Source organism: Ignatzschineria sp. RMDPL8A (genome assembly GCF_029815055.1).
Classification (GTDB): Bacteria; Pseudomonadota; Gammaproteobacteria; order Cardiobacteriales; family Wohlfahrtiimonadaceae; genus CALZBJ01.
In genome coordinates, this window is sequence record NZ_JAPPWA010000002.1 from 434,793 (window position 1) to 455,508 (window position 20,716).

General features: G+C 41.9%; 35 protein-coding genes. All 35 read left to right on the plus strand.

Features of this window, described 5'->3' with window-relative positions; translation table 11 throughout:
• Positions 1–42 precede the first annotated feature (42 nt).
• The 35 genes from OXI21_RS03500 to rpsD all read left to right on the plus strand — a co-directional run bounded on the left by OXI21_RS03500 (position 43) and on the right by rpsD (position 20,702).
• Entirely contained in the window at positions 43–342 is a 300-nt protein-coding gene (locus tag OXI21_RS03500) for a monooxygenase (protein WP_279618175.1), read from the plus strand.
• A 128-nt stretch (positions 343–470) separates the two neighbouring features.
• A complete protein-coding gene (locus OXI21_RS03505; protein ID WP_279618176.1) occupies positions 471–740 on the plus strand; it encodes a hypothetical protein in 270 nt (89 codons plus the stop codon).
• A 50-nt stretch (positions 741–790) separates the two neighbouring features.
• A complete protein-coding gene (locus tag OXI21_RS03510; protein WP_279618177.1) occupies positions 791–1,810 on the plus strand; it encodes a hypothetical protein in 1,020 nt (339 codons plus the stop codon).
• A 47-nt stretch (positions 1,811–1,857) separates the two neighbouring features.
• Positions 1,858–2,970 carry a hypothetical protein gene (locus tag OXI21_RS03515; protein ID WP_279618178.1) on the plus strand — a complete coding sequence of 371 codons (1,113 nt, stop codon included), beginning with the start codon at positions 1,858–1,860 and terminating at the stop codon, positions 2,968–2,970.
• Between the two features lie 42 nt (positions 2,971–3,012).
• Positions 3,013–3,798 (plus strand): formate dehydrogenase accessory sulfurtransferase FdhD, encoded by a 786-nt coding sequence (fdhD, locus tag OXI21_RS03520; protein WP_279618179.1) that lies wholly within the window; start codon positions 3,013–3,015, stop codon positions 3,796–3,798.
• 98 nt (positions 3,799–3,896) lie between these two features.
• Positions 3,897–4,268 carry a 30S ribosomal protein S12 gene (gene rpsL / locus OXI21_RS03525; protein WP_279618180.1) on the plus strand — a complete coding sequence of 124 codons (372 nt, stop codon included), beginning with the start codon at positions 3,897–3,899 and terminating at the stop codon, positions 4,266–4,268.
• 46 nt (positions 4,269–4,314) lie between these two features.
• Positions 4,315–4,785, plus strand: a complete 471-nt coding sequence (rpsG, locus tag OXI21_RS03530) for a 30S ribosomal protein S7 (protein WP_279618181.1) — start codon at positions 4,315–4,317, stop codon at positions 4,783–4,785.
• 115 nt (positions 4,786–4,900) lie between these two features.
• Positions 4,901–7,000, plus strand: a complete 2,100-nt coding sequence (fusA, locus tag OXI21_RS03535; protein ID WP_279618182.1) for an elongation factor G — start codon at positions 4,901–4,903, stop codon at positions 6,998–7,000.
• A gap of 109 nt (positions 7,001–7,109) precedes the next feature.
• Positions 7,110–8,300, plus strand: a complete 1,191-nt coding sequence (gene tuf, locus OXI21_RS03540; protein WP_279618183.1) for an elongation factor Tu — start codon at positions 7,110–7,112, stop codon at positions 8,298–8,300.
• Between the two features lie 63 nt (positions 8,301–8,363).
• The gene (gene rpsJ / locus OXI21_RS03545; RefSeq protein ID WP_279618184.1) at positions 8,364–8,675 is read left to right on the plus strand and encodes a 30S ribosomal protein S10; all 312 of its coding nucleotides are present in this window, start codon (positions 8,364–8,366) and stop codon (positions 8,673–8,675) included.
• A 74-nt stretch (positions 8,676–8,749) separates the two neighbouring features.
• A complete protein-coding gene (rplC, locus tag OXI21_RS03550; RefSeq protein WP_279618185.1) occupies positions 8,750–9,403 on the plus strand; it encodes a 50S ribosomal protein L3 in 654 nt (217 codons plus the stop codon).
• Positions 9,403–10,011, plus strand: coding sequence for a 50S ribosomal protein L4 (gene rplD, locus OXI21_RS03555; protein ID WP_279618186.1), 609 nt, complete (start codon positions 9,403–9,405; stop codon positions 10,009–10,011). The genes rplC and rplD overlap by 1 nt, the downstream gene beginning before the upstream one ends.
• Entirely contained in the window at positions 10,008–10,316 is a 309-nt protein-coding gene (gene rplW / locus OXI21_RS03560; RefSeq protein ID WP_347815484.1) for a 50S ribosomal protein L23, read from the plus strand. The genes rplD and rplW overlap by 4 nt, the downstream gene beginning before the upstream one ends.
• A complete protein-coding gene (gene rplB / locus OXI21_RS03565) occupies positions 10,316–11,140 on the plus strand; it encodes a 50S ribosomal protein L2 (protein WP_279618187.1) in 825 nt (274 codons plus the stop codon). The genes rplW and rplB overlap by 1 nt, the downstream gene beginning before the upstream one ends.
• Before the next feature lie 22 nt (positions 11,141–11,162).
• Positions 11,163–11,435, plus strand: a complete 273-nt coding sequence (rpsS, locus tag OXI21_RS03570; RefSeq protein WP_279618188.1) for a 30S ribosomal protein S19 — start codon at positions 11,163–11,165, stop codon at positions 11,433–11,435.
• Positions 11,436–11,445: 10 nt separating this feature from the next.
• Complete coding sequence (rplV, locus tag OXI21_RS03575) at positions 11,446–11,784, plus strand: 50S ribosomal protein L22 (RefSeq protein WP_279618189.1); 339 nt, start codon at positions 11,446–11,448, stop codon at positions 11,782–11,784.
• An 11-nt stretch (positions 11,785–11,795) separates the two neighbouring features.
• The gene (gene rpsC / locus OXI21_RS03580; RefSeq protein ID WP_279618190.1) at positions 11,796–12,491 is read left to right on the plus strand and encodes a 30S ribosomal protein S3; all 696 of its coding nucleotides are present in this window, start codon (positions 11,796–11,798) and stop codon (positions 12,489–12,491) included.
• A gap of 2 nt (positions 12,492–12,493) precedes the next feature.
• Positions 12,494–12,907: a 50S ribosomal protein L16 gene (gene rplP / locus OXI21_RS03585; protein ID WP_279618191.1), complete on the plus strand. Its 414-nt coding sequence runs from the start codon at positions 12,494–12,496 to the stop codon at positions 12,905–12,907.
• Between the two features lie 17 nt (positions 12,908–12,924).
• Positions 12,925–13,137, plus strand: a complete 213-nt coding sequence (gene rpmC / locus OXI21_RS03590; RefSeq protein ID WP_347815485.1) for a 50S ribosomal protein L29 — start codon at positions 12,925–12,927, stop codon at positions 13,135–13,137.
• Positions 13,137–13,406 carry a 30S ribosomal protein S17 gene (rpsQ, locus tag OXI21_RS03595; RefSeq protein WP_279618192.1) on the plus strand — a complete coding sequence of 90 codons (270 nt, stop codon included), beginning with the start codon at positions 13,137–13,139 and terminating at the stop codon, positions 13,404–13,406. Before rpmC ends, rpsQ begins: the two co-directional genes overlap by 1 nt.
• A gap of 2 nt (positions 13,407–13,408) precedes the next feature.
• Complete coding sequence (gene rplN / locus OXI21_RS03600; protein ID WP_279618193.1) at positions 13,409–13,777, plus strand: 50S ribosomal protein L14; 369 nt, start codon at positions 13,409–13,411, stop codon at positions 13,775–13,777.
• 14 nt (positions 13,778–13,791) lie between these two features.
• Positions 13,792–14,127, plus strand: coding sequence for a 50S ribosomal protein L24 (gene rplX / locus OXI21_RS03605; protein ID WP_279618194.1), 336 nt, complete (start codon positions 13,792–13,794; stop codon positions 14,125–14,127).
• Between the two features lie 104 nt (positions 14,128–14,231).
• Entirely contained in the window at positions 14,232–14,774 is a 543-nt protein-coding gene (gene rplE, locus OXI21_RS03610) for a 50S ribosomal protein L5 (RefSeq protein WP_279618195.1), read from the plus strand.
• A 17-nt stretch (positions 14,775–14,791) separates the two neighbouring features.
• Complete coding sequence (gene rpsN, locus OXI21_RS03615; protein ID WP_279618196.1) at positions 14,792–15,097, plus strand: 30S ribosomal protein S14; 306 nt, start codon at positions 14,792–14,794, stop codon at positions 15,095–15,097.
• A 17-nt stretch (positions 15,098–15,114) separates the two neighbouring features.
• Positions 15,115–15,513, plus strand: coding sequence for a 30S ribosomal protein S8 (gene rpsH, locus OXI21_RS03620; RefSeq protein WP_279618197.1), 399 nt, complete (start codon positions 15,115–15,117; stop codon positions 15,511–15,513).
• Positions 15,514–15,532: 19 nt separating this feature from the next.
• A complete protein-coding gene (gene rplF / locus OXI21_RS03625) occupies positions 15,533–16,069 on the plus strand; it encodes a 50S ribosomal protein L6 (RefSeq protein ID WP_279618198.1) in 537 nt (178 codons plus the stop codon).
• Between the two features lie 9 nt (positions 16,070–16,078).
• On the plus strand, positions 16,079–16,432 hold the full coding sequence (gene rplR / locus OXI21_RS03630; RefSeq protein WP_279618199.1) for a 50S ribosomal protein L18: 354 nt from the start codon (positions 16,079–16,081) through the stop codon (positions 16,430–16,432).
• Positions 16,433–16,456: 24 nt separating this feature from the next.
• Entirely contained in the window at positions 16,457–16,966 is a 510-nt protein-coding gene (gene rpsE, locus OXI21_RS03635) for a 30S ribosomal protein S5 (protein ID WP_279618200.1), read from the plus strand.
• A 5-nt stretch (positions 16,967–16,971) separates the two neighbouring features.
• Complete coding sequence (gene rpmD / locus OXI21_RS03640) at positions 16,972–17,151, plus strand: 50S ribosomal protein L30 (protein WP_279618201.1); 180 nt, start codon at positions 16,972–16,974, stop codon at positions 17,149–17,151.
• A gap of 28 nt (positions 17,152–17,179) precedes the next feature.
• Positions 17,180–17,662, plus strand: coding sequence for a 50S ribosomal protein L15 (rplO, locus tag OXI21_RS03645; RefSeq protein ID WP_279618202.1), 483 nt, complete (start codon positions 17,180–17,182; stop codon positions 17,660–17,662).
• A gap of 5 nt (positions 17,663–17,667) precedes the next feature.
• On the plus strand, positions 17,668–19,098 hold the full coding sequence (gene secY / locus OXI21_RS03650) for a preprotein translocase subunit SecY (RefSeq protein WP_279618203.1): 1,431 nt from the start codon (positions 17,668–17,670) through the stop codon (positions 19,096–19,098).
• An 18-nt stretch (positions 19,099–19,116) separates the two neighbouring features.
• On the plus strand, positions 19,117–19,230 hold the full coding sequence (gene rpmJ, locus OXI21_RS03655) for a 50S ribosomal protein L36 (protein ID WP_279618204.1): 114 nt from the start codon (positions 19,117–19,119) through the stop codon (positions 19,228–19,230).
• 69 nt (positions 19,231–19,299) lie between these two features.
• Positions 19,300–19,653, plus strand: a complete 354-nt coding sequence (gene rpsM / locus OXI21_RS03660; RefSeq protein ID WP_279618205.1) for a 30S ribosomal protein S13 — start codon at positions 19,300–19,302, stop codon at positions 19,651–19,653.
• Positions 19,654–19,671: 18 nt separating this feature from the next.
• Positions 19,672–20,061: a 30S ribosomal protein S11 gene (gene rpsK / locus OXI21_RS03665; protein WP_279618206.1), complete on the plus strand. Its 390-nt coding sequence runs from the start codon at positions 19,672–19,674 to the stop codon at positions 20,059–20,061.
• 20 nt (positions 20,062–20,081) lie between these two features.
• Complete coding sequence (gene rpsD, locus OXI21_RS03670; protein ID WP_279618207.1) at positions 20,082–20,702, plus strand: 30S ribosomal protein S4; 621 nt, start codon at positions 20,082–20,084, stop codon at positions 20,700–20,702.
• Positions 20,703–20,716: the final 14 nt, after the last annotated feature.

Sequence of the window (20,716 nt, forward strand, 5' to 3'; positions counted from 1 at the left end):
ATAGGAACAATTTCAAGTCTTATTTATATAAGGAGTATCGAGATGATTTTATTACAAATGAATTTTGGCTATCCAAAAGAGGCGATGGGCGATGCTTTAACGGAAAATGGACGCGGACTTGCGGAAAGTATCAATCAAGAACCGGGCTTTATTTCCAAAGTGTGGATCGAGAATGCGGAGACGGAGGAGAGTGGCGGAATTTATATGTTCGATACGCTCGAAAATGCTCAAAATTACGCGAAAATGCATGTGGAGCGGGCAAAATCGATCGGCGCAACCAATATTGAGATTAAATATTTTAATGTGAATGAACCGCTCTCAAAATTAAATCGCGGGATTTAACAGAACAACGATATTGATAAAAGCACCCGAAGGTGCTTTTTTTGTTGTCTTTTTTCTATATCTGCTTGATTTTAAATTAATATTTTGCGAGGGTGATAGGCGTTTTGATTTAAAAGAGAGGTGGGGTTATGGTGAAAATAGATATTGAGGCGGGGTATATGATGGTATCGCTGATGATCGCACTTGCGCTTCTTCTTTTTGCGGTACTGGGTTTTCAGCATTTTTATTTATCGAGCATCGAGTCGAAAGTGGTGCTTCGTAACGGACATCTCAAATCACTGTGTAATTACAATGTTCAAGCTCTTTCTCAGTATCGCAGTTTTCAAAAAACACGGAAGGCGTCGCGTGTTAATGCTGGTAAGCTCACAGAGAAATGCATTGAGCGAATTTCTCAATGAGGGGGTTATATCGATCTCGTGGCGCCTCACCACTTCAATTAATGATTAGTTTGGCGATTGGGTTGTCGTTAATTGCCTCCGGATTTCACTATTACAGCGCAATGCTTGTACGGATTCATCAGGATCAAGACCAGATTGAGCTCGTCAATCAATTTGATATGGCAGAAATTTTGTTAAGAGATGCCTTTGAGCGAACGGATTATGGTGGTGATGTTGGTGAAATTGTCATTGGTGAAAATATTTCGGCATTTGAAATTAATCTTTTGCGTTATCCGATTCACTGGTATCGCTTTGAGGATCACTCTTCTGATCGGTTGTCTGATCAATCTCAGGATCAATCCTTACAAGACGGGAATCGAAATACAGGTGGATTAAGGTTAGCTCGTTCAAATCATGAAAAATCAGAGTATTACATCGGCGGTGTGCGATACGTTGCGCGTGAGAGTGATCTGCTCATTACGACAGAAAAGATTTCGCTTGGTTATTGGCGGCCCTCTGATGAGGTGTCTCTTTCGGAAGTATTGCAAAGTGCGATCGAGCGAGCGCAAATTGTGTCGGGAAAATATCCACCTCTGTTGTGGGCAACGAATGGCGAAACGGGAGTTCTGTTTAAGGTAGGTCTACAGAATAAAGAGGCTTTAGGCATTGCATCAGCAGATCTACGGCAAATTAAAGCGCTATCGGCAACGACTCTAAAAGGGAGTGCTACACCCATTTTCCTCTATCAGCTCCAATCAAAGCAGTTTTATACATTAAAAGAACGAGGCGAGCACGCGTTTGTGATCGATGGGTTTGATGGGCAGGCGTTTATCCGGATTCCAAATATGATTCGTTTTCGGCTTGCTGTCTTTAATAAGAATACTCGGCGTTGGGAATATGATTGGGATCTAGATGAAACAAATTCTGCGCTGATTTCGGTTGAGCTTATCGGTGGTGTAGGGGAGTGGAAATCCTCAGACGTTGAGTTTTTATACCGTGAATCTGCTGAGGTTGAGATGATAACGGAAATTAATCACCATCCAAAGTGGGTTGATGCACGCCGTCTGCTTTTCTATCTGGGTGAATCATGAATAGGCGCTCTATAAGATTCAAAAACCGAGGCGTCGTACTAATTAGTATGCTCGGGATTTTATTGCTACTTTCGATTTTGGGTGGCTACTATGCCTGGAAAATAAATGGCGCGCTTCGTCTGCACAATTTAATAGAGATCGATAAAGCCAGCGCAATAGCGTTTACCGATCGTCTTCGGGAGCGCGGGGTTCAATTAGAGAAAGCGATTAAAACCTGTCGTAACGCGCTCTGTCATTTGGAGGAAAGGATTCAAGGCGATATTAAAGTTGGTTGGAGAGAGATGGTCTATGCCGATCGTTTTGATCAAACGTTTTCAAGCCAAATAAAAAAGCAGATGATGGAAAACGGGCAGCAATATTTGGTGACTTATTATTATGACGCACCTATGGAATCCTCTTATTTTGAATTGTGGGGATTGGATGAAATTGAGCGACGTTTTGCATATCTCTCCATTAAGATGGTTGATGGTTTCGATAACCGAGTATTGCATGGCGGGCGTTATTATCAATTGAGTATTGAAGAGAGTTCGATTGTGATTGAGTCAGAGGGTGAAAAGTATAGGGTGGAGCCTCCAAGCGAACTGTTTTTAAATGATAGGAAAGAGGTAATCGCAACTGCACTATCGGAAAATGCTTATTATCTTTATTTAAGAGATGGAAATATTTGGTCGATCGATTTAGAAGGATTGATTGCATCGAAAAGGGCGAATTTAACTTGGATTACCCGTTTCGCGGTTGACGATGCGTCGGGTGGAGAGAGTTCTCGTTTTGTCCTACAAAAGATTGGGTCGATGCTACATCTATATAAGATAGATAAGTCATCCGGTGTGGTACAAAAAAGTGCGTTTGATCTATATAGTGGGCGCCGTTATATCGAGCGCAAATGGATCGATATTGAGTTGTCAGGTGATGAGGTTTTGGAGGGTGAAGAGGCGTTTGCATGGGGAGTTGCATTTACGGAAAAAGGTAAGTCCGTAATGATTGAAAAATTTGTTCAGCATTCCTTGGGAATTACGCTAAAATTAAAGGGTGAAGATCGATGTTTAGACATTCGCGCTGATGGACGAGTTCAGACGATTAAGAATGAAATTGAAAGTTGTGTTTTGGAATTTAGTCAGAATTTAGAGAGCCGGTTCCAATTACATCGATTGGAAGGGTAGTGCAGTATTAAATATAGAAATATAGAGGGAATAAGAGTTCAGATGTCAGATCTTCCGAGTTATAAAGCGGTGAGTGTGACGCGTTATCGGGGTGAAAGCGAGTTTGTTGAGGATGATTTTTTGCTCAATGAGAAGCCGGTATCGATCGTTTATAACGGCTATCCGCATGTGGTGATTATGTGTACGCCGAAGGATTTGGAAGATTTTATATACGGCTTTAGTTTTACCGAAGGGATTGTGAATCGAGCGGAAGAGATTCTCTCCATTCACCTTGATCTGCGGGAGAATGGCGTAGTAGCAGAAGTGGAAATTTTGCCTGAGTGCATGATTCGGCTCGAATCGCGTAAGCGTCAAATGAGTGCGCGTACGGGGTGCGGGATTTGTGGGCTCGATTCCCTTGATCAGGTGGTGCGCCCGCTCAAGAAAATTGAGACACAAAGTGAGGTTGAGATAAGTGCGATTAATGAGGCGCTTAAAGTGGCGTCTGATTATCAAGCGCTCAATCAGAAAACCGGAGGCGCGCACGGTGCGTTTCTTTGTGATAGAATGGGTCAAATTCTTTTAGTCCGAGAGGATGTTGGGCGGCACGTTGCGATGGATAAATTGATCGGTGCGCTCATTCGTGCAGGGATTCCCACGCACGATAAATTTTGTTTGATCACCTCTCGCGCAAGTTTTGAGATGGTTCAAAAAGCAATTTGCGCAAAATTTAATCTTCTAGTGGCGATCTCCGCGCCCACATTAATGGCTGTTAATTTGGCAAAAGAGCATCAAATTAAGCTCGCCGCTTTCTCAAGAGTCAATAAAATAAATGTTTATTCTTCTTGACATAGCAGTGAACTCTTTATAAAATTTCATCTCTTTGGGAGTATGCCCAAAGAATTTTATTTTTAATAAATTATTGTTTTAGCAAGGATTTAGATTTAATGGTAACAGTTAATCAATTGGTTCGCCGTCCGCGCAGATCAAAAACTGATAAATCTGACGTTCCAGCGCTTGAGGGTTCACCTCAACGTCGTGGAGTTTGTACTCGGGTTTATACAGCGACACCTAAAAAGCCTAACTCTGCTATGCGTAAAGTTTGTCGTGTAAGATTGACAAACGGTTATGAAGTATCTAGCTACATCGGTGGTGAAGGTCATAACTTACAAGAGCACAGTGTGGTATTGGTTCGCGGCGGTAGAGTGAAAGACCTTCCAGGGGTTCGTTATCACGTTGTACGCGGTGCATTAGACGCGCAAGGTGTTGATAAACGTCGTCAAGGTCGTTCGAAATATGGTGCTAAGAGACCTCGTTAATAGGTTTTTTGGTATTTTTGGATTTAGTATTTATTGAGAGAATCTCATGTCAAGAAGAAGAGAAGTCCCGAAGCGTGACGTCCTACCTGATCCGGTATATGGAAGTCAAATGCTCGCGAAATTCATTAATATGGTGATGATTTCTGGTAAGAAGTCAATCGCAGAGCGCATCTTATATGGTGCATTAGAAGAAGTTAAAGAGAAGGGTCACGAAGATCCAATCGAAGCGTTAGAGACAGCTTTAGAGAACGTACGTCCTAAAGTAGAAGTTAAATCACGCCGCGTTGGTGGTGCGACATACCAAGTGCCAGTAGAAGTTAGAGCGTCAAGACGTGATGCTTTGGCAATGCGTTGGATGGTTGATGCTGCAAGAAAACGTTCAGAAAAATCAATGGTTCGCAGAATGGCAGCTGAAATTTTAGATGCAGTCGAGAATCGTGGTGCGGCAGTTAGAAAGCGTGAAGACGTTCACCGCATGGCGGAAGCGAACAAAGCGTTCTCGCATTTCCGTTGGTAAGATTGTTACATTAGCTAACAGACACTTGCTGTTTATATATGCGGTTACTCAAACTTTGGGTTACCGCATTTATTGCTTTAAGAAAATTATAATTTTGTAAAGAGAAGGATTTATTATGGCTCGAACTATGCCTATTGAGCGTTATCGTAATATCGGTATTAGCGCACACATTGACGCAGGTAAAACGACGACGTCAGAGCGTATTCTGTATTACACAGGTAGAAGTCATCGTATCGGGGAAACTCACGATGGTACCGCAACAATGGACTGGATGAAACAAGAGCAAGATCGTGGTATCACTATCACATCTGCTGCAACTACATGTTCATGGAGTGGAATGAAGCAACAATTCCCTGAGCATCGCATCAACTTAATTGACACTCCAGGTCACGTTGACTTCACAATCGAAGTTGAGCGTTCTATGCGTGTTCTTGACGGTGCGGTAATGGTTTACTGTTCAGTAGGTGGTGTTCAACCTCAGTCAGAGACTGTATGGCGTCAAGCTAACAAGTATGAAGTTCCACGTATCGCGTTCATCAACAAAATGGACCGTACTGGTGCTAACTTCCTACGCGTTGTTGAGCAAATGAAAGACCGTTTACGTGCAAACGCTGTACCTATTCAGCTTCCAATCGGTGCTGAAGACGAGTTCGAAGGTGTGATCGACTTAGTAACAATGAAAGCGATCTACTGGGACGAAGCGTCAATGGGTATGAAGTTTGAAGAGCGTGATATTCCTGAAGCGCTTTTAGCAGACGCAGAAAACTATCGTTCACAAATGGTAGAAGCTGCAGCTGAAGCATCAGAAGAGTTAATGGAAAAATACCTTGAAGAGGGTGAACTTTCAGTAGATGATATTCGTCGCGGTATCCGTGTGCGTACACTTGCCTCTGAAATCGTTCCAGTAACCTGTGGTACAGCGTTCAAAAACAAAGGTGTTCAAGCACTTCTTGATGACGTAATCTACTATCTTCCTTCTCCTACAGAAGTAAAAGACATTGCGGGTGAATTGCCTGACGGTGAGCGTGGTGTGCGTATTTCTTCAGACGAAGAGCCATTTTCAGCGCTAGCGTTCAAATTAGCGAACGACCCATTTGTTGGTAACTTAACTTTCGTGCGTGTTTACTCAGGCGTGATCAAATCAGGTGATTTTGTTTATAACCCGGTTAAAGATCGCCGTGAGCGCGTTGGTCGTTTACTTCAAATGCACTCAAACTCACGTAGCGAGATTGATGAGATCCGTGCAGGTGATATCGCAGCGATGGTAGGTCTTAAAGACGTTACTACGGGTGATACTCTTTGTGATCAACAAAACATCATCACGCTTGAGCGTATGGAGTTCCCTGAGCCAGTAATCTTTGTTGCAATCGAGCCAAAAACAAAAGCTGACCAAGAAAAAATGGGTATGGCTTTAGGTCGATTAGCGCAAGAAGACCCTTCATTCCGTGTTCGCACAGATGAAGAATCAGGACAAACAATCATCGGTGGTATGGGTGAGCTTCACTTAGAAATCATCGTTGATCGTCTTAAAGAAGAGTTCAAAGTTGAATGTGCTGTAGGTGCGCCGCAAGTTGCTTACCGTGAAACTATCACCAAATCTGTCGAAGTTGAAGGTAAATTCGTTCGTCAGTCAGGTGGTCGCGGTCAGTTCGGTCACGTATGGTTACGTTTAGAGCCAAGAGAGCCAGGTGAAGGATACGAGTTCGTTAACGAAATCGTTGGTGGTGCTGTTCCTCGTGAATACATCCCAGCTGTTGACGCGGGTATCAAAGAGCAAATGGCAAACGGTGTTATCGCGGGCTACCCAGTAGAAGACGTGAAAGTAACACTTTACGATGGTTCTTACCACGAAGTTGACTCAAGTGAAATGGCGTTCAAAATCGCAGGTTCTATGGGTTTCAAAGCAGGTGCTGCCAAAGCGGGTCCTGTATTACTTGAGCCGGTTATGCTTGTTGAAGTTGAAACACCTGAAGATTACATGGGTGACGTTATGGGTGATCTTAACCGTCGTCGCGGTAGTCTTCAAGGTATCGAAGATGCGTATGGTTCTAAGCTCATCAAAGCGGAAGTTCCATTATCTGAAATGTTCAAATATTCGAACTCACTTCGTTCAGCAACTCAAGGTCGTGCGACCTACTCGATGGAGTTCTTAAAATATCAAGAAACTCCGAAAAACGTTGCTGATGAAATCATCGCTCGTAACAAAGGCGAGTAATTAAATCCTTAATTACTAACGCTGTAAAATAAATTATATTTGCAAAATCTAAAACAAGCACTATAATGTAGTGCTTGTTTTTAGCTCTTTAACAATTTGGGGTATTAAAATGTCAAAGGAAACTTTTAGTCGTAATAAACCACACGTAAACGTGGGTACAATTGGTCACGTTGACCATGGTAAAACTACCTTAACTGCTGCATTAACGAAAGTTGGTGCTGAAGAATACGGTGGAGATATCCGTGCGTACGATCAAATCGATAACGCACCAGAAGAGAGAGAGCGTGGTATCACAATCTCAACTTCACACGTTGAATATGAATCACCTAATCGCCACTACGCACACGTAGACTGCCCAGGACACGCTGACTATGTTAAAAACATGATCACTGGTGCTGCGCAAATGGACGGAGCGATTCTCGTATGTTCAGCTGCAGATGGTCCTATGCCACAAACTCGTGAGCACATCTTATTATCACGCCAAGTAGGTGTTCCATATATTCTTGTTTTCTTAAACAAAGCAGATATGGTTGATGATGCTGAGTTGATCGAACTTGTTGAGATGGAAGTTCGTGATCTTCTTAACGAATATGATTTCCCTGGCGATGATACTCCAGTAATTGTAGGTTCTGCACTTAAAGCGATCGAAGGCGACCAGTCTGAAATCGGTGTACCTGCAATCAAAAAACTTATCGAATCATTAGACGCATGGATTCCAGAGCCAGTGCGTGAAATCGATAAACCTTTCCTTATGCCTATCGAAGACGTGTTCTCAATCTCAGGTCGTGGTACAGTTGTAACCGGTCGTATTGAAACAGGTATTCTTAAAGCAGGTGAAGAAGTTGAGATCGTTGGTATCCGCGATACTCAAAAATCAACCTGTACAGGTGTTGAAATGTTCCGTAAACTTCTTGATGAAGGTCGCGCAGGAGATAACGTTGGTGTTCTTCTTCGTGGTACTCGTCGTGAAGATGTTGAGCGCGGACAAGTTCTTGCTAAACCCGGCACAATCACTCCCCATACACAATTTGAAGCAGAAGTTTACGTCCTTTCTAAAGACGAAGGTGGCCGTCATACTCCGTTCTTCAAAGGTTATCGTCCACAATTCTATTTCCGTACAACTGACGTAACAGGTGCTTGTGAGCTTCCTGAAGGCGTTGAGATGGTAATGCCTGGTGATAACATTAAAATGGTTGTTGAGTTAATCAACCCAATCGCAATGGCAGAAGGTTTACGCTTCGCAATCCGTGAAGGTGGCCGTACTGTTGGTGCTGGTGTTGTTGCTAAGGTAATTAAATAAGTTTATTTCCTTCAGAGCATCCCGATAGTGGGGTGCTCTCGATTTTCAAGAAATGAGAGAAGTATGGATAATCAAAGAATCAGAATACGTCTAAAAGCATTCGACTATCGTTTAATCGATCAGTCAGCAAAAGAGATCGTTGAAACAGCAAAACGTACTGGTGCACAGGTTAAAGGTCCAATTCCTTTACCAATCAAGCACGAGCGTTTCACTGTGTTAACCTCTCCACATGTTAATAAAGATGCTCGAGATCAGTATGAACTCAGAACGCACAAGCGTTTAATGGATATTGTCAACCCTACAGACAAAACAGTTGATGCTTTAATGAAGCTCGACCTTGCTGCTGGTGTTGATGTGCAAATTAAATTAGGTTAAGTTAATTTGCTGCGATGAAGGTCGCCAACCTTCCTCTCGTAAGTTAACAATTTATTTAAAATTGAGGTATTAAAATGGCAGTTGGATTAATTGGAAAAAAACTAGGAATGAGCAGAGTATTCGGCGAAGATGGCCGTGCTCAAGCTGTTACTGTAGTTGAAGTTGATGCGAATCAAATTACCCAAATCAAAACTGATGCGATTGATGGTTATACCGCAATCCAAGTTGCAGTGGGTAAAACTTTAAAAAGCAAAAAAAATAAAGCACAAGATGCTCACTTTGCGAAAGCAAATGTTGAGGGTGGCCGCGCTTTATGGGAATTCCGTGTTGACAGTGCAGAAATCGAAGGATTCGAACTTGCACAAGAATTAAACGTAGCTCTCTTTGAAGTAGGTCAAAAAGTAGATGTTTCAGGCATCACTCAAGGTAAAGGTTATGCGGGTACAATTAAACGCCATAACTTTACTGCGCAAAGAAATACTCACGGTAACTCCGTTTCTCACAGAGTTCCTGGTTCTATCGGACAATGTCAGGATCCTGGTCGAGTATTTAAAGGTAAAAAAATGACCGGTCATATGGGTGCGGTGAGAAGAACAACGCAAAACCTTGAAATTGTATCCGTAGATGCAGACCGCAATCTGCTCTTAATTAAAGGTGCAATTCCAGGACCTAAAGGCTCAAATGTTGTCGTAAGCCCAGCGGTTAAAATTAAAAGAGGTAAAGCGTAATGGAAATTCAAGTAGTAGGGGGAACACCCGTACAATTAGATAGCTCATTATTTGCGCGCGAATATAACGAAGCCTTGATTCATCAAGTAGTAACTGCGTTCTTAGCAGGTAGCCGTGCGGGTACTAGAGCTCAAAAAAGCCGTGCAGACGTTCGTGGAAGTGGTGCAAAACCATGGAGACAAAAAGGCACAGGTCGTGCTCGCGTTGGTACAGCGCAAAACCCAATTTGGAGAGGCGGTGGGGTAACATTCGCTGCAAGACCTCAAGATTGGTCTCAAAAAGTAAACCGTAAAATGTATCGTGCAGCAATGCTCAACATTTTGTCTGAATTAATCCGTTCTGAGCGTTTAGTTGTTGTTGAAGAGTTGACAATGGCTGAGCCAAAAACTAAACAATTCGTAGCAAAATTAGAAGAGCTTGGCGTTGCGGGCAACAAAGTTTTAGTTGTAACTGAAGCTGTAGATTATAATCTCTTCTTAAGCGCGAGAAACGTGCCAAACGTTTACACGATCGAAGCATCAATCGTGGATCCTGCTAGCTTAGTTGGCGCTGAAAAAGTTGTCATGACAAAACCTGCACTTGAGTCAATTAAGGAGTGTTTAGCATGAGTATCAGCACAAACGAAAGATTAATGAAAGTGATTCTTGCGCCTCACGTGTCAGAAAAAACTGCACGTCTTGAGGAGGACAGCAATCAAGTAACCTTTAAAGTGCTTAAAAGCGCGAACAAGAACGAAATTAAAGACGCTGTTGAATTAATGTTCAATGTAAAAGTTGTTGATGTTAAAGTTCTTAATCAAAAAGGTAAGAGCAAAATGTTCGGCCGTTTCTCAGGAAAAAGACAAGACTGGAAAAAAGCCTATGTCACTCTTGAAGAAGGTTCAGAAACTATTGATTTTTTAGGTGAGATGTAATGAGTATTAAAAAAGCAAAACCAACATCGCCTGGACGTCGTTCTTTAATCGAAGTTAAAGTTGAAGGTTTACACAAAGGTAAACCTTTCGCAGGCCTTCTCGAAGGTAAAAGCAGCACAGGTGGTCGTAACAACGCAGGTCGTATCACATCTCGTCACAGAGGTGGTGGTCATAAACAACATTACCGCGTAATTGACTTCAAACGTGATAAAGACAACATTCCAGCGAAAGTAGAAAGAATCGAGTACGATCCTAACCGATCAGCTCATATCGCTCTTCTATGCTACACCGATGGTGAGCGTCGCTACGTAATTGCGCCTGCAAAATTAAAAGCAGGTGACGTTGTATTCTCAGGTGCAAACGCACCGATCCGTACAGGTAACGCGTTACCTTTACGTAACATCCCAATCGGTTCGACTATTCACTGTATCGAAATGAAACCTGGTAAAGGCGCGCAATTAGCTCGTTCAGCAGGGGCTTCGGTTCAATTAGTAGCGAAAGAAGGTGAGTACTCAACAATTCGTCTTCGTTCAGGTGAAGTCCGTCGTGTTCACTCAGATTGTAAAGCTACAATCGGAACAGTAAGCAACGGCGAACACAGCTTGCGTGTTCTTGGTAAAGCAGGTGCTAACCGTTGGAGAGGGATTCGTCCTCAAACTCGCGGTGCTGCGATGAACCCGGTAGATCACCCGCACGGTGGTGGTGAAGGCCGAACTTCAGGTGGTCGTCACCCAGTTACACCTTGGGGTCAACCTACTAAAGGTTACAAAACACGTACTAACAAGCGTACTGACAAATATATTGTTCGTCGTCGTACACGCTAATTAATCAGATAAAGGGTAAAATATGCCACGTTCTATAAAGAAAGGTCCATTTATCGATCATCATCTACTTAAAAAGGTAGAGGAAGCAATTGAATCTAAAAGCCGTAAACCAATCAAAACTTGGTCACGTCGTTCAATGGTATTTCCAGAGATGATTGGTCTTACAATCGCAGTGCACAACGGTAAAATCCATGTGCCTATTTTAATCACAGAAAATATGATCGGTCATAAACTCGGTGAGTTCGCGATTACGCGTACATTCCGTGGTCATGCCGCAGATAAGAAAGCACGTTAGGAGGTAGAAAATGGTTGAGTCAAGAGCAGTACATCGCCATGCGCGAATTTCTCCTCAGAAAGCGCGTTTAGTGGCAGATCAGGTGAGAGGTCTCCCAGTTGAGAAAGCACTCACTATCTTAAAATTCAGCGATAAAAAAGCTGCAGAGATTATGGCTAAAGTTTTAGTGTCTTCAATGGAAAACGCTGAAAATAACTTCGGTGCAGATATCGATAATCTTGTAGTTAAATCAGTAATGGTAGACGAAGGTCCTACTCTTAAAAGAATGCGCGCACGAGCTAAAGGCCGTGGTGACCGTATCCTTAAGAGAACTAGTCATATAACTGTTACAGTTGCCGAAGTTTATTAGGAGTAGAGAAAATGGGTCAAAAAGTTAATCCTACCGGTATTCGCTTAGGGATTTCAAAAGACTGGAATTCACGTTGGTATGCAACGAGCCAAGAGTTTCCTGAGTTTGTCGAATCCGATTTTAGAGTGAGAGAATTCTTACGTAAAAAACTTGCTAACGCAGCGGTTTCTAAAATTCAAATCACTCGTCCTTCTAAATCAGCTCAAGTGATTATCCACACTGCACGTCCTGGTATCGTTATCGGGAAAAAAGGTGAAGATATTGATGCGCTAAGAAAAGAATTGACAGACATGATGGGTTGCCCAGTTCACGTTTCAATTCAAGAAATCAAAAAGCCTGAGTTAGATGCTTATTTAGTGGCTGAAGGAATTGCTCAGCAGTTAGAGCGCCGTGTAATGTTCCGTCGTGCAATGCGCCGTGCGGTAACGAACACAATGCGTATGGGTGCTGAAGGTATTCGTGTGAACGTATCAGGCCGTTTAAATGGTGCTGAGATCGCTCGTGCCGAGTGGTACAGAGAAGGTCAAGTTCCGCTTCACACTTTCAGAGCTGATATCGATTACGGTACAGCAGAAGCATTAACAACTTATGGGATTTTAGGCGTTAAAGTTTGGATCTACAAAGGCGAAGTCTTTGATTACCAAGCGAGCAATGAAGAAGAGCCTAAAGCAGGTAAAAGAAGAAGTAGCAGAAGGAAAGGTGAATAGTTATGTTGCAGCCTAAACGAACTAAATTTAGAAAAATGCGTAAAGGTCGTAACCGTGGTGTTGCGGCTGCAGGTAACAAAGTAGACTTCGGTGAATTTGGTATTAAAGCAACTGAGTGTGGTAGAATTACCGCGCGCCAAATCGAAGCCGCTCGTCGTGCTATTAACCGTTACGTTCGCCGTGGTGGTAAAGTATATATCCGTATTTTCCCAGACGTTCCAGTCACTGGTAAACCCCTAGAAGTACGTATGGGTAGTGGTAAAGGTAACGTTGAGTTTTGGGTAGCGAAAGTTCAACCAGGTCGCGTATTATTCGAGATCGAAGGTGTGACTGAAGAAGTGGCTCGTGAAGCATTTAGATTAGCATCTGCGAAGCTATCAGTTAAGACTGCTTTTGCTGAGCGTACAGTTCTTTAAGTTAAGTAGGAATTGAAATGAGTAAAATGACAAAAGCATCTCAATTAAGAGAGAAATCAGTCGAAGAATTGAGAGAAACAAGAGTAGAGTTACAGCGTGGATTGTTCAATTTGCGTATGCAAAAAGCAACTGGTCAGCTAACTAAACCACATCAGTTCAAAGAAAATCGTCGTGAGATCGCAAGAATTAATCACGTGTTAAATGATAAAGCTGAGGCGGGAGAGAAATAATGGCGACTGCAGAGCAAAACAAAGTAGAACGTACTGTAACAGGTAAAGTGGTATCCAACAAAATGGATAAAACAATTACAGTTTATGTTGAGCGTTTAATGAAGCATAAGCTTTATGAAAAATACGTTAAGCGTTCAACCAAGTTCCTTGCGCACGACGAAGAGAACAGCTGTAACATTGGGGATATCGTTGAGATTAAACAAGTTCGTCCACTTTCTAAGAATAAATCTTGGAAATTGGTGCGAGTGATTGAAGCAGCAAGAGGTTAAAAATGATTCAGACACAAACAATTTTGGATGTGGCCGATAACTCAGGTGCTAGAAAACTCATGTGTATCAAAGTACTTGGGGGATCTCATCGCCGTTACGCAAGTGTTGGCGATGTAATTAAAGTTTCTGTTAAAGAAGCGATTCCTCGTGGACGTGCGAAAAAAGGTGAGATCTACAACGCAGTAGTAGTTAGAACTCGTAAAGGTATTCGTCGTCAAGATGGTTCTTTAATTAAGTTTGATGGAAACGCTGCGGTTCTTTTAAACAATAACTTTGAGCCAATTGGTACTCGTATCTTTGGACCCGTTACGCGTGAGCTTCGCGGTGATAAATTTATGAGAATTATTTCATTAGCTCCAGAAGTAATCTAGTAGGAGAGACTCAGATGAATAAAATCCGTAAAGGTGATGAAGTTGTTGTAATCACTGGTAAGAGCAAAGGCCAACGCGGTCACGTTCTTCAAGTGAAAGAAGACAAAGTTTTAGTTTCCGGTGTGAATCGCTCAATTAAACACGAACGTCCTAACCCACAAGCGGGCATTGAAGGCGGTCGAATTGAGAAAGAAATGTTGATTCATATTTCGAACGTTATGCTTTTCAACCCAGAGACCAACAAGGGTGATCGCGTAAAAATCGAAGTAACCGAAACAAAAGACGAGTCTGGTAAAGTAACGGTTACTAGAGAGCGCTTCTTTGCATCAACAAATAAAAAAGTTGGCTAATTAGATATTCTTTGATAATATAGCCAGCTTCTTTTTAAGATTAATAGCAAAATCACAGGATGCATCGCATTAAAAGATATATCCGTGATTTGTTGAGGATAAAAATGAAAGCAAGATTGAAACAATACTACGACGAGATCGTAGTGCCAAAATTAGTAGAGCAATTTGGCTACAAAAACCCTATGGAAGTGCCAAAAATCACTAAAATTACGCTCAATATGGGTGTAGGTGAAGCTGTGCTTGATAGAAAAGTAATGGATAATGCTGTTGCTGATATGACTGCTATTGCAGGGCAAAAAGCGCAAATTACTTTATCGAAAAAGTCAGTTGCAGGATTTAAAATTCGTGATGGCTGGCCGGTTGGTTGTAAAACCACCCTCAGAAGATCAACTATGTATGAATTCTTAGATAGATTGATCAACATTTCTTTACCACGCGTAAGAGACTTCCGTGGTGTTAATGGTAAATCGTTTGATGGTCAAGGAAACTATAGCTTCGGTCTTAAAGAGCAAATCGTATTCCCAGAAATCGAATACGAAAAAGTAGATGCTATGCGCGGTATGGATATTAGTATTACAACTACCGCTAAGACAGACGAGGAAGCAAAAGCTCTTCTAAGTGCTTTTAACTTTCCTTTCCGCAATTAATTTTAAAGTAGGATTTTATGGCTAAAGTATCAATGATTAATCGCGAAAATAAGCGTACTGAGCTCGTAGCTAAGTACGCTGAAAAGCGCGAAGAATTAAAAAAAATCATTAGTAGTGAAGACGCTACTATGGAAGAAAAAGAAGCAGCAATGTTCGCATTACAGAAATTGCCTCGCGATTCTTCACCTATCCGTCGTCAAAGACGTTGTAGCATTACAGGACGCCCACACGGCGTGTATCGTAAGTTCGGTTTAGGCCGTAACAAATTACGTGAAATCACCATGCGTGGTGACATTCCTGGTTTAAGAAAATCAAGCTGGTAGGATAAGGGAGAATACGAATGAGTATGCATGATCCAATTTCTGATATGCTAACACGCATCAGAAACGCACAAGCTGCGGAGAAAGTAGTAGTATCTATTCCTTTCTCAAAAATGAAAGAATCAATCGCACAAGTATTGCTTGACGAAGGATATATCGAAGACTTTAAAGTTGAAGGTGATAAGCCTGCTACTAAAGCATTAGTAGTAAAACTTAAATACTACCTTAACAAACCTGTAATCGAGATGATTGAGCGCGTGAGTAAACCAAGCTTAAGAATCTATCGTGACAAAAACAGCCTTCCATCAGTATTAGGTGGTTTAGGTATCGCGATCGTTTCTACATCTCATGGGGTAATGACTGACCATAAAGCACGCTCACTTTCACTTGGTGGTGAAGTAGTGTGTGTGGTTGCTTAATCTTTAAAGGGGAATAGATATGTCACGCGTAGCAAAACAAGTGATTCCCGTACCTGCCGGTGTTGAAGTAAAAATAGCAGGAAACAATGTTCAAGTGAAGGGTGCTAAAGGCGAAATCAGTCTTCAGCTTCATTCAGCTGTAGGGATTGAGCAAGATGGTGGCGAGCTTCGTATCGTTCCAGATTTAGCGCAAACCAAAGGTAACTACGCAATTGCGGGTACCATGCGTTCACTCGTGAACAACATGATTGTTGGTGTATCAGAAGGCTTCGAGCGTAAATTAATCCTTAATGGGGTTGGTTATCGTGCTCAAGCACAAGGTGCTAAGTTAAACTTAACCTTAGGTTTCTCTCACCCAGTAGTGCACGAGATGCCTCAAGGCATTACTTGTGAAACTCCTTCACAAACTGAAATCATCATCCGTGGCGTTGATAAGCAAGCAGTCGGTGAAGTAGCTGCTAAAATCAGAGCCTACAGACCACCAGAGCCTTATAAAGGTAAAGGTGTTCGTTATGCTGATGAAATCGTTTCATTGAAAGAAGTTAAGAAAAAATAGGTGAAGTTCATGAGTAAGAGAGAAGCAAGATATAGACGCGGTCTAAAAACCAGAATTAGAATCCGCGATTTAGGTGTAAATCGTCTAACTGTTCATAGAACTCCAAGACACATTTACGCACAGATTATTAGCGCTGAAGGAAACAAGGTGTTAGCGTCAAGCTCAACACTCGTTGCGAGCGTAAAATCTCAAATCAAAAACGGTGGCAACATTGAAGCTGCTCAAGCGGTTGGTAAAGATATCGCAGAAAAAGCAAAAGCATTAAATATTACCTCAGTTGCATTTGATCGTTCTGGATTTAAGTTTCATGGCCGAATTAAAGCTTTAGCCGATTCAGCTAGAGAGTCTGGATTAGAGTTTTAAATTTAGTTAGAAAGGAAATAGAAAATGACAACTAGAGATACAAATATTACTCCTCCAGACGCATTTCAAGAACGACTCATCACTGTGAATCGTGTTGCGAAAACTGTGAAAGGTGGTAGACAATTTGCGTTTGCTGCACTTACTGTAGTAGGTGATGGTAACGGTCGTATCGGGTATGGCTACGCGAAAGCGAAAGAAGTACCTGCTGCAATCAAAAAATCAATCGAGCAAGCAAAGAAAAACATCCAAACAGTTGCACTTAAAGATGGCACTCTTCAATACCCTGTAACAGGTATCCATAATGCGGCTCGCGTATTTATGCAACCTGCATCAGAAGGTACTGGAGTAATTGCCGGTGGTGCGATGCGTGCGGTATTTGAAGTAGCTGGTGTTAAAGACGTTTTAGCTAAATGTCAAAATTCACGTAACCCAATTAACGTTGTTCAAGCAACGATTAAAGGTCTTGCGATGATGAAAACTCCAGAAGAAATTGCTGCAAAACGCGGTAAAACTGTTGAAGAAATCAGAGGGTAAGAGTCATGGCAAGCGAAAAAATTACTGTCACTCTTATTAAGAGTACAAATAGAAGACTTCAAAGCCACAAAGATTGCGTTAGAGGTCTTGGGTTACGTAAGATCAACGATACCGTAACCGTTGAAAGAACCCCAGAAAATATGGGAATGATTAACAAAGTTTCTTATTTGCTAAAAGTAGAGTAAATAAGCTCAGATAGGATAGGTATACATCATGAGATTAAATACAATCAAACCTGCTTTTGGAAGTAAATCAGCGAAGAAACGTGTAGCGCGTGGTATCGGTTCTGGTCTAGGTAAAACAGCAGGACGCGGTCACAAAGGTCAACATTCAAGATCAGGTGGCTACCACAAAGTTGGTTTTGAAGGTGGACAAATGCCTCTTCAAAGACGCTTACCAAAAGTGGGCTTTAATTCACAGCTTTCATTAGTAACAACAGAAGTGCCATTAAGCGCTTTAAACAAGCTTCAAGGCGATGTTGTAACCGTAGAAGCGTTAATTGCAAGTAACATTATTTCCGCTAAATTTGAGCGCGTTAAAATTATGTTATCAGGCACAATTGACAAAGCTCTAACCATTAAAGGTACCAAAACAGTTAAAAATAGCCGTGGCAACGAAGTTGTTGTCGACGTTGTAAAAGTAACTAAAGGTGCTAAAGCGGCGATCGAAGCTGCTGGCGGTAAAATAGAAGACTAACAATTATGAATAGAACGAATGCAGGGGGATTAGACAGATATTCAGGTCTGGTCTCTCGTTTATTTTTCCTGATTGGGGCGCTGATCGTATACCGTATTGGTGTACATATCACGATTCCTGGTATTGATGCAGTTGGCTTAATGTCGATTATTGAAAGCCAGAAATCAACCGGTGGTATTTCAGCGATGATTAACCTTTTCTCGGGCGGGGCATTTGAAAGAATGTCTGTGTTTATGCTCGGGGTAATGCCATACATTACGGCATCGATTGTGATGCAAATGCTTACGGTAGTTTATCCTCCGCTTGAGCAAATTAAGAAAGAAGGTCAAGCCGGTCAGCGAAAAATTACACAATACACTCGTTATATGACGATTGGATTTGCATCCGTTCAAGGAATTGTTTATTCAGTAGCAATCGCAAATGGTAGTTTTACAAATGGAACACAGGTAGTGCTCACAGAACCCACGTTCTTCGTAGCACTATCTACCTTAACTCTTGTGACAGGGACTGTTTTCCTCATGTGGCTTGGTGAGCAGATCACTGAGCGCGGTGTAGGTAACGGGATCTCTATGATCATCTTTGCAAGTATCTTGATGGGCGTTCCCTCAGGGCTTGCATATCTCTTTGAGATGGCAAAAGTTGAAGGCGGGCTCGCATGGGCGCTTCCTTTAGTGCTTTTCGCGGTGATCTTGGCGGTAATCTTCTTCATTGTGTTTGTTGAGCGTGGTCAGCGTCGTATTACGATCAACTATGCGCGCAGACAGCAAGGAAGAATGATGTCACTTGGTGGCCAGCAAAGCCACTTACCCTTAAAACTTAACATGTCGGGGGTAATTCCTGCGATCTTCGGATCAGCGTTTCTCTCTTTCGTCTACACAATCAGTGATGCTCTACGCAATATCAAGGTTGAGGATGTGAGTGCGGAAGCGTTAGCGAGCCTCGGTTTCTTGGATAAATTCGGTCATTCTATGGCGATTTTCTTCAATAAAATCGGCGTTGCAGGGGTGCGTTATTTCGCACCAGGTCAACCAGCGTATCTCTTACTATTTGCAGCTTTAATTATCTTCTTCTGTTTCTTTTATACTGCAATCCAGTTCAATTCAAAAGAGACAGCGGAGAACCTTAAGCGTCAAGGTGGCTTTATTCCAGGGATTCGTCCAGGAATTAATACATCACAATATTTTGATAAGGTATTAACCCGTATCACGCTTTGGGGAGCACTTTATATTACTGCTATCTGTCTATTGCCTGAGTTTATCAATGGCATTTTTAACATGAATATGCATTTTGGTGGGACCTCAGTCTTGATCGCAGTGGTGGTCGTTATGGACCTCATCGCACAGATTCAAGCACAATTAATGTCGCAGCAATATGAATCGTTAATGAAGAAAGCGAATATTAGTTCGGCATTAGGTGGAAACCCACCATCAATATAAAAATTTTGGAGTTTTAAAATGAAAGTTAGAGCATCAGTAAAGAAAATTTGTCGTAATTGCAAAATTATTAAACGCGGTGGTGTTGTGCGAGTGATCTGTTCAGACGGTCGCCACAAACAACGTCAAGGTTAAATTTATTGAGAATAAATAAAATATCGTGTAGAATATTCTGCTTGATATGATTTTAGAATAAGGTTAAGTATGGCACGTATTGCAGGTATCAACATACCACTACAAAAACATGTAGTTATTTCACTACAATCAATTTATGGAATTGGTGCAACTCGCGCAAAAGCAATTTGTGAAGCGGCGAATGTTGACCCAACAACCAAAGTTAGAGAATTAACAGAAGCGCAAATCGAAGCTCTTCGTGACAAAGTTGGACAGTACACAGTAGAAGGTGACTTAAGACGCGAAGTTTCTATGAGTATTAAAAGATTAATGGATCTTGGCTGCTATAGAGGTATTCGTCATCGTCGCAACCTTCCTTTAAGAGGGCAGCGCACTAAGACTAATGCTCGTACACGTAAAGGTCCAAGAAGATTAGTTAAATAATAGGAATAGGAATTTATAATGGCAAAACCTTCAGTAAAAGTACGCAGACGCGTAAAAAGAACGGTTGTAGACGGTGTTGCTCACGTACAAGCATCATTTAATAATACAATTGTTTCAATTTCAGACAGACAAGGTAACGTGTTATCTTGGGCAACAGCGGGTGGTTCAGGCTTCCGTGGTTCAAGAAAATCAACTCCTTTCGCAGCTCAAGTAGCAGCGGAACGCGCTGGTGAAGCGGCTAAAGAGTATGGACTTAAAAATCTTGATGTTAACGTAAGTGGCCCTGGCCCAGGACGTGACTCAGCAGTTCGTGCGCTTAATGCAATTGGATACAAAATTACATCAATCGCTGATGTAACTCCAATCCCGCATAATGGCTGCCGCCCACCGAAAAAACGTAGAGTGTAATTTAAGGAGTATAAGATAGAATGGCACGTTATTTAGGACCAAAGTGTAAATTAGCAAGAAGAGAAGGTACTGACCTTTTTCTTAAATCAGGCGCACGTCCTTTTGAGTCAAAATGTAAACATGATAAGACTCCTGGACAACATGGTGGACGCCCAACCCGTCTTTCAGACTACGGCTTACAGTTAAGAGAAAAACAAAAACTCAAACGCATCTATGGCGTTCTTGAGAAACAGTTCCGTCTCTACTATAAAGAAGCAGATCGTCGTCGTGGATCATCAGGTGAGAACTTACTTCAAATCCTTGAGTCACGTTTAGACAACGTAGTATATCGTATGGGTTTTGCTGCGACTCGTGCAGAGGCAAGACAATTAGTTAGCCACTGTGCAATCTTAGTGAATGGTGAAAAGGTAAACATTCCTTCTTACCAAGTAAAAGCTGAAGATAAAATCTCAGTAAGAGAAAAAGCTAAAAAACAAGCGCGTATCGCTACCGCTTTAGAATTAGCAGAAGGATCAGGTTTTGTAGACTGGGTTGAAGTAGATACGAACAAAATGGAAGGCGAATTCAAACGCGTTCCTGATCGTGCGGATTTACCAGCAGATATTAACGAATCACTCGTAGTTGAGTTGTATTCTAAGTAATATTGTTATTGATC